The 8,893-nt window shown below is 34.4% G+C and carries 9 protein-coding genes and 1 pseudogene; 6 read left to right on the top strand and 4 right to left on the bottom strand.

What is annotated here, in order from left to right; translation table 11 throughout:
• From WBN21_RS02375 to WBN21_RS02360, 4 genes are all read right to left on the bottom strand, one after another.
• Window positions 1-432 (bottom strand): rhodanese-like domain-containing protein (locus WBN21_RS02375; protein ID WP_424197701.1); only part of this gene is annotated, 432 nt, incomplete at its 3' end.
• Window positions 433-442: 10 nt separating this feature from the next.
• Window positions 443-1,498, bottom strand: a complete 1,056-nt coding sequence (gene arsS, locus WBN21_RS02370; protein WP_424197700.1) for an arsenosugar biosynthesis radical SAM (seleno)protein ArsS — start codon at window positions 1,496-1,498, stop codon at window positions 443-445.
• Between the two features lie 147 nt (window positions 1,499-1,645).
• On the bottom strand, window positions 1,646-1,981 hold the full coding sequence (locus WBN21_RS02365; RefSeq protein ID WP_396603063.1) for an arsenosugar biosynthesis-associated peroxidase-like protein: 336 nt from the start codon (window positions 1,979-1,981) through the stop codon (window positions 1,646-1,648).
• Between the two features lie 184 nt (window positions 1,982-2,165).
• Window positions 2,166-3,308, bottom strand: a complete 1,143-nt coding sequence (locus tag WBN21_RS02360; protein ID WP_424197699.1) for an acyl-CoA dehydrogenase — start codon at window positions 3,306-3,308, stop codon at window positions 2,166-2,168.
• Between the two features lie 139 nt (window positions 3,309-3,447).
• On the opposite strand from WBN21_RS02360, the gene WBN21_RS02355 reads away from it, so the two are divergent.
• The 6 genes and pseudogenes from WBN21_RS02355 to WBN21_RS02330 form a co-directional block, all read left to right on the top strand.
• Window positions 3,448-4,506 (top strand): anhydro-N-acetylmuramic acid kinase, encoded by a 1,059-nt coding sequence (locus WBN21_RS02355; RefSeq protein ID WP_424197698.1) that lies wholly within the window; start codon window positions 3,448-3,450, stop codon window positions 4,504-4,506.
• Window positions 4,507-4,666: 160 nt separating this feature from the next.
• Complete coding sequence (locus WBN21_RS02350; protein WP_424197697.1) at window positions 4,667-5,893, top strand: Glu/Leu/Phe/Val dehydrogenase dimerization domain-containing protein; 1,227 nt, start codon at window positions 4,667-4,669, stop codon at window positions 5,891-5,893.
• A gap of 12 nt (window positions 5,894-5,905) precedes the next feature.
• A complete protein-coding gene (gene nhaD, locus WBN21_RS02345) occupies window positions 5,906-7,306 on the top strand; it encodes a sodium:proton antiporter NhaD (protein WP_424197696.1) in 1,401 nt (466 codons plus the stop codon).
• 235 nt (window positions 7,307-7,541) lie between these two features.
• The gene (locus tag WBN21_RS02340; RefSeq protein WP_424197695.1) at window positions 7,542-8,243 is read left to right on the top strand and encodes a MotA/TolQ/ExbB proton channel family protein; all 702 of its coding nucleotides are present in this window, start codon (window positions 7,542-7,544) and stop codon (window positions 8,241-8,243) included.
• Window position 8,244: 1 nt separating this feature from the next.
• A complete protein-coding gene (locus tag WBN21_RS02335) occupies window positions 8,245-8,634 on the top strand; it encodes an ExbD/TolR family protein (protein ID WP_424197694.1) in 390 nt (129 codons plus the stop codon).
• Window positions 8,635-8,642: 8 nt separating this feature from the next.
• Window positions 8,643-8,893: pseudogene (locus WBN21_RS02330) on the top strand (energy transducer TonB); the annotation flags it as partial.

Below are 8,893 nucleotides of genomic sequence, written 5' to 3'. Positions count from 1 at the left end.
AGAGTCGGTTGGTTTTTCTTGATTATTTAAAACTTCTAAATGGTTATTTTTCCATTCAAAAATACCACCATATAAATTGTAAACATTGGTGTATCCTGCTTTTTTAAGTTTTTCCGCTACATCTTCGGAACGAATACCTAAAGAGCAATACACGACAATTTTTGCGTTTTTGTTTTGTAATTTAGGTTGTATATATTCAAAATTAAATGAATCATAACCCACGCAAATGGCATTTTCAAGATGACTCGTTTTATATTCTTTTTCTTCTCTTGAATCGAGTAGAATAACATTGTCTTTTTCGTTTTGTAAAGCGCTAACTGAAATGTATGGAATTTGCTCAGTATTATGTTGTTTCAATAATTTTGAAAGCTTTTTTTGCGAAAACCCAGAGATTGAAACCCCTATGAATATGAATAAAATAATTTTTTTCATTTGATATTTTTTAAGCTACACTTCCTTGGCAACTGCTTCCAGCTCCAGCTGTACAACCATAGCAATGTTGAGAAATAACAATATTGCGGCCTTCTAATAAATCTTCGTTGTATTCTGAAATGTGTCTAACTTTACTATTTACTGGTAATTCGAGCATTTGATTAAAATCGCAATCAAATAAATAACCATCCCAACTTATAGAAATTGTATTGGTACACATTACATTTTCAACAGCTGAAGGATTGTATGCTTCCACAAGAGAATACATATAATCTTCATAATTTTCTGAAGCTATTAGATAATCTAAAAACCGCGAAATTGGTAAATTAGTTATGGCAAATAAATTATGAAATTGAATATTAAAATCGTCAAGTAATGCCTTTTTGAAATCTTTTTCCATGGCTGCTTGGTTGCCTGGTAAAAAAGCACCCGATGGATTGTAAACTAAATCTAATTTCAGATTGCTTCCTGGCATGCCGTATCCTATGGCATTTAATTCTTGCAAGGCTTTTATGGATTTATCGAAAACACCGTCACCACGTTGTTTGTCTGTTTTTCCGCGTGTCCAATGTGGCATGGAACTAACCACGTGGACGTTATGTTTTTTGAAAAACTCTGGTAAATCGTAATATTTTTTATTGGCTCTAATGATTGTTAAGTTGGAACGGACAATAAAATCTTTAATGCCTGCTTTAGCCGCTTCTTCAACAAACCAACGGAAATCTGGATTCATTTCTGGTGCGCCACCTGTTAAATCTAAAGTGTGTGCACCTGTATTTTTTATGACTTCCAAGCATTGCAACATGGTGCTGCGGGTCATGATTTCTTTGCGGTCTGGACCAGCATCAACATGACAATGGTCGCAAACTTGATTGCACATATAACCCACGTTTATTTGTAGGATTTCAAGTTTTTTTGCTTTAAGCGGAAATTGATTGGTCTCGGCAATTTTAGTTTTAAAGGTTGGTAAATCGCCGTTTTGAAAAATACCGTTCGATAAAATTTCTAACTGCCTATTGCTATTTGCTAAATCGCTTTCGCGTTTATGTAGTGACTTTGTTGCCATTAATTTTTTTTACTTTTTAAGCTTAAATTTTAGTTAGGTTGCGCGTTAGGGATTGCAATGGAAAGCCCACAGCGAGCTCCCGATAATTATCGGGACATAGCGAGGACTTGTAATGTAAAGCCCGACCCTTGTGGTAACGCCCAAATATTAACCGTCTAACTTGTTAACCTTATTCATCATTTGCACACCATGTACAAGGGTTGCGCCACTTTTTATGGCTGCACCAACGTGTATGGCTTCCATCATTTCTTCTTTAGTTACGCCGCGTTGTAGGCCATCTTTGGTATAGGCATCTATGCAATATGGGCATTGCTCGGTATGGGCAACGGCCAAGGCAATGAGCGATTTTTCGCGTGCCGTAAGTGCGCCATCTTCGAACACTTTACCATAATAGTCAAAAAATTTGTTACCTAATTCTTCGTTCCATTCGGTTATTTTACCAAATTTTCTGAGGTCTGCTGGGTCGTAATATGTTTTGCTCATAAATAATTTTTGCCTAAAGATAGAAATCTATTTTTTTAAGTCGGAAGGTTTTGTGGAACTTAACAAAAATCGCCAAAGAATATAAAAATATTTTAATTGGCGATTTTAAAAAAGTAGGCATAGTTTATGGAGAAACTATGTCATGTTTTTTGTTGTTTTGAATTTTACTACCTAAAGATAGTTTTTATTCTTTAATTAGGCTTCTTGAAATTACAATTTTTTGAATCTCAGAGGTGCCTTCGTAAATCTGTGTTATTTTTGCATCTCGCATAAGGCGCTCTACATGATACTCTTTTACAAACCCATTTCCGCCGTGTATTTGTACGGCTTCAACGGAATGTTCCATGGCAACTTTTGATGCATATAGTTTTGCTACCGCACTTGATTTATCGTAGTTGTTGCCTTGGTCTTTATCCCAAGCGGCTTTCATAACCAACATTCTTGCGGCCTCAATATCGGTATACATATCGGCCAATTTGAAAGCAATAGCTTGATGGTTGCAAATCTCGGTTCCGAAAGCTTTTCGTTCTTTCGAGTACTTTAGAGCCAATTCAAAAGCGCCAGAAGCAATACCTAAGGCTTGTGCTGCAATACCAATGCGACCTCCAGAAAGCGTTTTCATAGCAAAACGAAATCCTGAACCATTAGCCCCAATTCTATTTTCTTTTGGCACTTTAACATCGTTAAATTGTAGGGTATGGGTGTCGCTTCCGCGGATTCCAAGTTTGTCTTCTTTTGGTCCAATATCAAAACCTTTCATGCCTTTTTCAACAATAAAAGCATTAATACCGTGCGACCCTTTGTCTCTATCGGTTTGTGCAATTACCAAATAAACATCGGCTCGCCCACCATTTGTAATCCAGTTTTTTGTGCCGTTTATAATGTAATGGTCGCCTTTATCAATAGCAGTTGTTTTTTGCGAAGTAGCATCACTACCAGCTTCGGGTTCGCTTAAACAGAAAGCGCCAACAAACTCACCTGTGGCTAATTTTGTTAAATATTTTTGTTTTTGTTCTTCTGAGCCATAGGATTCTAAACCATAACACACTAGTGAATTATTTACAGAAACAATAACAGACGCCGAAGCATCAATTTTTGATAACTCTTCCATAATTAGAACATATGAAATCGCATCCATACCGCTTCCGCCATATTTTGGATCAACCATGATGCCTAAAAAACCTAAATCACCCATTTTTTTAACGAGTTCTTTTGGAAATTCTTGTTTGTTATCACGTTCAATAACACCAGGAAGTAATTCTGTTTTTGCAAAATCACGCGCGGCATCACGAATCATTATATGTTCTTCTGAAAGGCTAAAATTCATATTTCGTAATTAAAATGTTGTTTTTGGTAAAAAATGTTTACAAATATAAACTTTTAATGTGAATTCTTAAAAATAATGATTTGATTACAGCCAACGGATTCTTTTATATATTTAATGAAGATTATTACTTTTACTATCTATGATAAAAAATGAATATAATGTGGTTGGTGTGATGTCTGGAACATCATTAGATGGTATTGATTTAGTGCACGCCAAATTTTTTTTCAATGAAAGTTGGACTTTTAATATATTAAATGCCGAAACAGTCGCATATTCTTCTTTTTGGTATGAAACTCTTAAAGGTTTAATCAATAATTCCATGGATGAATTAAAGGTTATTGATGCTGATTATACTGAATATTTAGGCCATGTAATTAATAGTTTTATAGATAAACATCATATTGAAAACATTGATGCGATCTGCTCGCATGGTCATACTGCGTGGCATCAACCCCAAAACGGACTGACTTATCAAATTGGAAACATGCCAATTTTAGCTGAATTATTACAAGAAACAGTAGTCTGCGATTTTAGAGTTCAAGATGTGGAACTAGGTGGTCAAGGTGCGCCTTTAGTGCCTATTGGAGATGAATTGTTGTTTTCTGAATATGATTTTTGTTTGAATTTAGGTGGTTTTGCTAATATTTCGATGGATTTGAACAATGAACGTATTGCTTATGATATTTGCCCTGTAAATATTGTATTGAATAAATATGCCAAACAATTAGGTTTTGATTATGATGATAGGGGGAAAATTGCCGAATCAGGAACGTATTTTTCGGCTTTGGGAAATGCTTTAGACAGTTTAGAGTATTATAATGAAAAACCACCTAAATCATTAGGTTTAGAATGGGTGAATAAAACTATTTTTCCGCTTTTAGAATCTTCAAAACTAAAAGAAAAAGATATTTTAAGGATATTTTCAGATCATATTGCGAATCAAATAGCTCGGGTTTTAAAAAAGGATTCAAAAGGTTTGGTGACTGGCGGCGGGGCTTATAATGCCTATATAATTTCAAAAATTAAATCGAATATAAAAGCAGAAATTATAATTCCTTCAAAAGATTTAGTAGAATTTAAAGAGGCACTCATTTTTGCATTTTTAGGAATATTAAAACTTAGAAATGAAGTTAATTGTTTGAAAAGTGTTACCGGAGCTTCAAAAAATCATAGTTCAGGAAGAATATTTCTTCAGTAAAAATTACTTAAAAATAAACTTTATGGGTTTTTAGTTTTTTATATTTGTTACTTTAATAATTAAAAATCTTTTTTGGATATGACTCAATTATAGCTTCGCTTAAACTTTCCACAGGATAAATTATAAGGAAGCAATACCATTGAATCAATTTAGAAAACTAATGAAAGAATTATTAAAAAAATACGAGAATAAAGAACCAGAAATAATCTTTAATTGGAAAGATTCTGAAACCGAAGCCGAAGGTTGGGTGGTTATTAATTCACTACGAGGGGGAGCTGCAGGTGGCGGAACTAGAATGCGTAAAGGACTTGATATGAACGAAGTTTTATCTTTAGCAAAAACAATGGAAATCAAATTTACGGTTTCTGGTCCTGCAATTGGTGGCGCAAAATCTGGAATTAATTTCGATCCAAAAGATCCAAGAAAAAAAGGCGTTTTAGAACGTTGGTACGCCGTTGTTTCTCCTTTACTTAAAAGTTATTATGGTACAGGTGGCGATTTAAATGTTGATGAAATTCATGAGGTTATTCCCATTACCGAAGAAAGTGGTGTATGGCATCCACAGGAAGGTGTTTTTAACGGGCATTTTAAACCTACAGAAGCCGATAAGATAAATAGAATTGGGCAATTGCGTCAAGGCGTTATTAAAGTTATTGAAAACCCAATATATTCGCCAAGTGTTGCTAAAAAATATACGGTAGCAGATATGATTACTGGTTTTGGTGTTGCCGAAGCTGTAAAACAATACTACCATATTTACGGTGGTTCGGTAAAAGGTAAAAGAGCTGTTATTCAAGGCTTTGGAAATGTTGGAGCTGCCGCAGCATTTTATTTATCGCAAATGGGTGCTAAAGTTGTTGGAATTATTGATATTGGAGGAGGTTTAATAAATGAAGAAGGATTTACTTTTAATGACATAAATCATTTTTTTCTTCATAAGAGGGGGAATACCTTAGCAGCTGATAATTTAATCCCTTTTGAAGAAATTAATAAAAAAATATGGGCTTTAAAAACAGAAATTTTCGCACCTTGTGCTGCATCACGATTAATTACCATTCATCAAATAGATGAAATGATTGATAGTGGTTTAGAAGTAATATCTTGTGGAGCGAATGTGCCATTTGCAGATAAAGAAATTTTCTTTGGGCCTATTATGGAACATACGGATTATAAAGTAAGTTTAATCCCAGATTTTATTTCAAATTGCGGCATGGCAAGAGTTTTTGCGTATTTTATGGAACGCAAAGTGCAAATGACGGATGAAGCCATTTTTAATGATACATCACACACAATTAAAGAAGCATTAGAAAAAGTTTACAATAAAAATAAATCAAAAACGGGAATTAGTGCTACCGCATTCGAAATTGCACTTAAACAACTTATCTAACTAATTAAATTTATGGAAGCAGCAATTATTTTAGTGTTTGTTATGGGCTATTTAGCCATCACTTTAGAGCATAGTATTAAAATAGATAAACTTATTCCGGCATTAGTCATGATGGCTATTTGTTGGGCATTAGTGTCATTAGGAATTGATGGCTTCCCGCAATGGTTCGATTCCGGAAACCATGCACTAATGGAAAACTTTGGTAGTTTGGCCTTAGAAGATAAGATGCATTTAATGGAAGAAACTTTACTGCATCATTTAGGTAAGACTGCCGAGATTTTAGTCTTTCTTTTAGGTGCCATGACAATTGTTGAAATTATCGATTACTTTGATGGTTTTTCAACTATTAAAGATTTTATAAAAACAAAGAAAAAAAGTAAAATACTTTGGATTTTTGCCATTTTAGCTTTCATTTTATCAGCTATAATTGACAACCTTACTGCCACGATAGTTTTAATTTCTATACTTCAAAAAATTGTTAAGGATAGAGAGGTGCGTATTTGGTATGCTGGTTTAATAATTATTGCAGCAAACGCGGGTGGTGCTTGGTCTCCTATTGGAGATGTAACAACAACCATGCTTTGGATTGGTAATAAAGTAACCACAGGTCATTTAATGGGGTATTTACTATTACCATCATTTTTATGTATGGCTGTGCCAACGTTTATTGCGTCATATTTACCGGCATTTAAGGGTGATTTAGAGATGGAAGAGGTCGTAGAGAAAAAGAAATCAAAATTTAGTAGTACCATGCTTTATTTAGGTTTAGGTGCCATAGTTTTTGTGCCTATTTTTAAAGTAATCACGCATTTGCCACCTTATGTGGGAATGATGTTATCTTTAGGTGTAGTAGCTATTTTTGCTGAAATTTATAGTAGCTCAAAATTTAGTATGACTGAATTTCATTCAGAAGAAAGTGATGCACATGCACACCACAGTCCAGTTCATCATTCATTATCTAAAATAGAATTACCAAGTATTTTATTCTTCTTAGGTATTTTAATGGCGGTTGCAGCGCTAGAATCATTAGGTATTTTATTCAATTTTGCTGGTACATTACAAGATACCATGCCCATGTTAGGTACCGAAATTCATCCTGGTGGTCATGAAGGTGTTTCAGATTTGGTAGTATTGCTTTTAGGAGTAGGTTCAGCAGTTATTGATAATGTGCCCCTAGTAGCGGCCAGTTTAGGGATGTTTCATGAGCCAATAGATAATGAGTTATGGCACTTTATAGCCTATTCTGCAGGAACAGGAGGTAGTATGTTAATTATTGGTTCTGCTGCTGGTGTTGTAGCTATGGGAATGGAGAAAATAGATTTTTTCTGGTATTTAAAAAAGATATCTTGGTTAGCGTTTGTCGGATTCTTAGTAGGTGCAGTAGCATTTATGTTTACAAGAACTTGGTTTTAGACATTAAATAAAAATTATTTGGGCGTTACCACAAGGGTCGGGCTTTTCGTTGCAAGTCCTCGCAACCAAGCTATGGTGAGGTTACTGTGGGCTTTCCACTTCAATCCCTAACGCAAAGGCTAACGCGTTTCAAATAGATTAACAAATCATCATAATAGATAGTTTGTTTTAAAAGAAGCTATTATACTTTAATAGAAAAAGAAACGTTATACATTTGCAATAAATTAATTATTATATGCTAAGTACAATATTACAAAACACACAAAATGGTACAGAAGTACTAACGGATAGCGAATCTGTTGAAAAATCGCTTTCAATTATTGAATTAATTAGTAGTGGTGGTCTTGCAGGGCAAGTTATAATTGCTGTTCTGTTTTTATTACTCGTTGCTGCCATTTATATTTATTTTGAACGCATTTTTGCCATAAAAGCGGCATCGCAAGTGGATGCCAATTTTATGAACCAAATTAAAGACCATGTTAGTAACGGTAAAATAGATTCAGCTCAAATGCTTTGCGCACAACAAAACACGCCAGTTTCAAGATTAATAGGTAAAGGGATTTCCAGAATTGGGAAACCACTAGCCGATATTAATACAGCGCTTGAAAATGCTGGTCGTTTAGAGATTTATGGTTTAGAAAAAAATGTAAGTGTTTTAGCAACTATTTCTGGCGCAGCACCAATGATAGGATTTCTTGGTACAGTAGTTGGAATGATATTAGCAATATTCGAATTAGCAAATGCAGGAGGAACCATTCAAATGGACGTTTTGGCAAGTGGTTTGTATACAGCTATGACAACTACGGTTGCTGGTTTAATTGTTGGTATTGTAGCTTATATGGCATACAACCACCTGGTAGTTAGAACGGATAAAGTAGTGTATCAAATGGAAGCAAATTCATTAGAGTTTTTAGATCATTTAAACGAACCTACATAATATGAACTTTAGAGGAAGAAATAAAGTAACACCGGAATTCAATATGTCGTCTATGACGGATATTGTATTCCTGCTTTTAATCTTTTTTATGATTGCTTCTACATTGGTTAGTACAAATGCTATTGATATTTTGTTACCAAAAGCGAGTGGAAAAACAGAAAATAAAAAATCTGTTGCTGTGAGTATAAAGGAGGATTTAACCTATTATATTGATCAAAAACGTGTTGGAGAAAGTGTTTTAGAAAATGAATTATTAGCGGCACTATCTAATGAAGAAAAACCAACCATTGTGTTAAGGGCTGAAAAGTCAGTACCTGTTGAGAATGTTGTAAAGGTTATGGATATAGCCAATAGAAATAAATTTAAAGTGATTTTAGCGGTGAAGCCGTAATAAAGAAAATGAAATACCTAGAAACCAAACATGAAAGGAATTCGGCAAAATTAACAGCTTTAATAACTGTTATAATATTGCTTTTGCTTTTTGTTGTTGGTACCACTTATATGGATCCGCCTGAAGAGTATGGCGTTGCTGTAAATTTCGGGAATTCAAGTGTTGGTCAAGGTAATGTGCAGCCGTTAAAACCTGTAAAGTCAGAACCGCTAGATATTCCAGAGCCACCACAACCAGATGTTTCAAAAGCAGAACCAGC

It is taken from the genome of Algibacter sp., assembly GCF_049667265.1.
GTDB lineage: Bacteria > Bacteroidota > Bacteroidia > Flavobacteriales > Flavobacteriaceae > Algibacter_B.
The sequence above is the reverse complement of the archived record's forward strand: the minus strand, read 5'-3'. Positions and strand labels throughout refer to the sequence as shown.

What these genes read in the sequence shown, in the direction of transcription:
- nhaD (WP_424197696.1), top strand. Translation starts at nt 5,906, where the DNA reads ATGGAAGCAGCAATTATTTTAGTGTTTGTTATGGGCTATTTAGCCATC.
- WBN21_RS02340 (WP_424197695.1), top strand. Translation starts at nt 7,542, where the DNA reads ATGCTAAGTACAATATTACAAAACACACAAAATGGTACAGAAGTACTA.
- arsS (WP_424197700.1), bottom strand. Translation starts at nt 1,498, where the DNA reads ATGGCAACAAAGTCACTACATAAACGCGAAAGCGATTTAGCAAATAGC.
- WBN21_RS02355 (WP_424197698.1), top strand. Translation starts at nt 3,448, where the DNA reads ATGATAAAAAATGAATATAATGTGGTTGGTGTGATGTCTGGAACATCA.
- WBN21_RS02350 (WP_424197697.1), top strand. Translation starts at nt 4,667, where the DNA reads ATGAAAGAATTATTAAAAAAATACGAGAATAAAGAACCAGAAATAATC.
- WBN21_RS02335 (WP_424197694.1), top strand. Translation starts at nt 8,245, where the DNA reads ATGAACTTTAGAGGAAGAAATAAAGTAACACCGGAATTCAATATGTCG.
- WBN21_RS02365 (WP_396603063.1), bottom strand. Translation starts at nt 1,981, where the DNA reads ATGAGCAAAACATATTACGACCCAGCAGACCTCAGAAAATTTGGTAAA.
- WBN21_RS02360 (WP_424197699.1), bottom strand. Translation starts at nt 3,308, where the DNA reads ATGAATTTTAGCCTTTCAGAAGAACATATAATGATTCGTGATGCCGCG.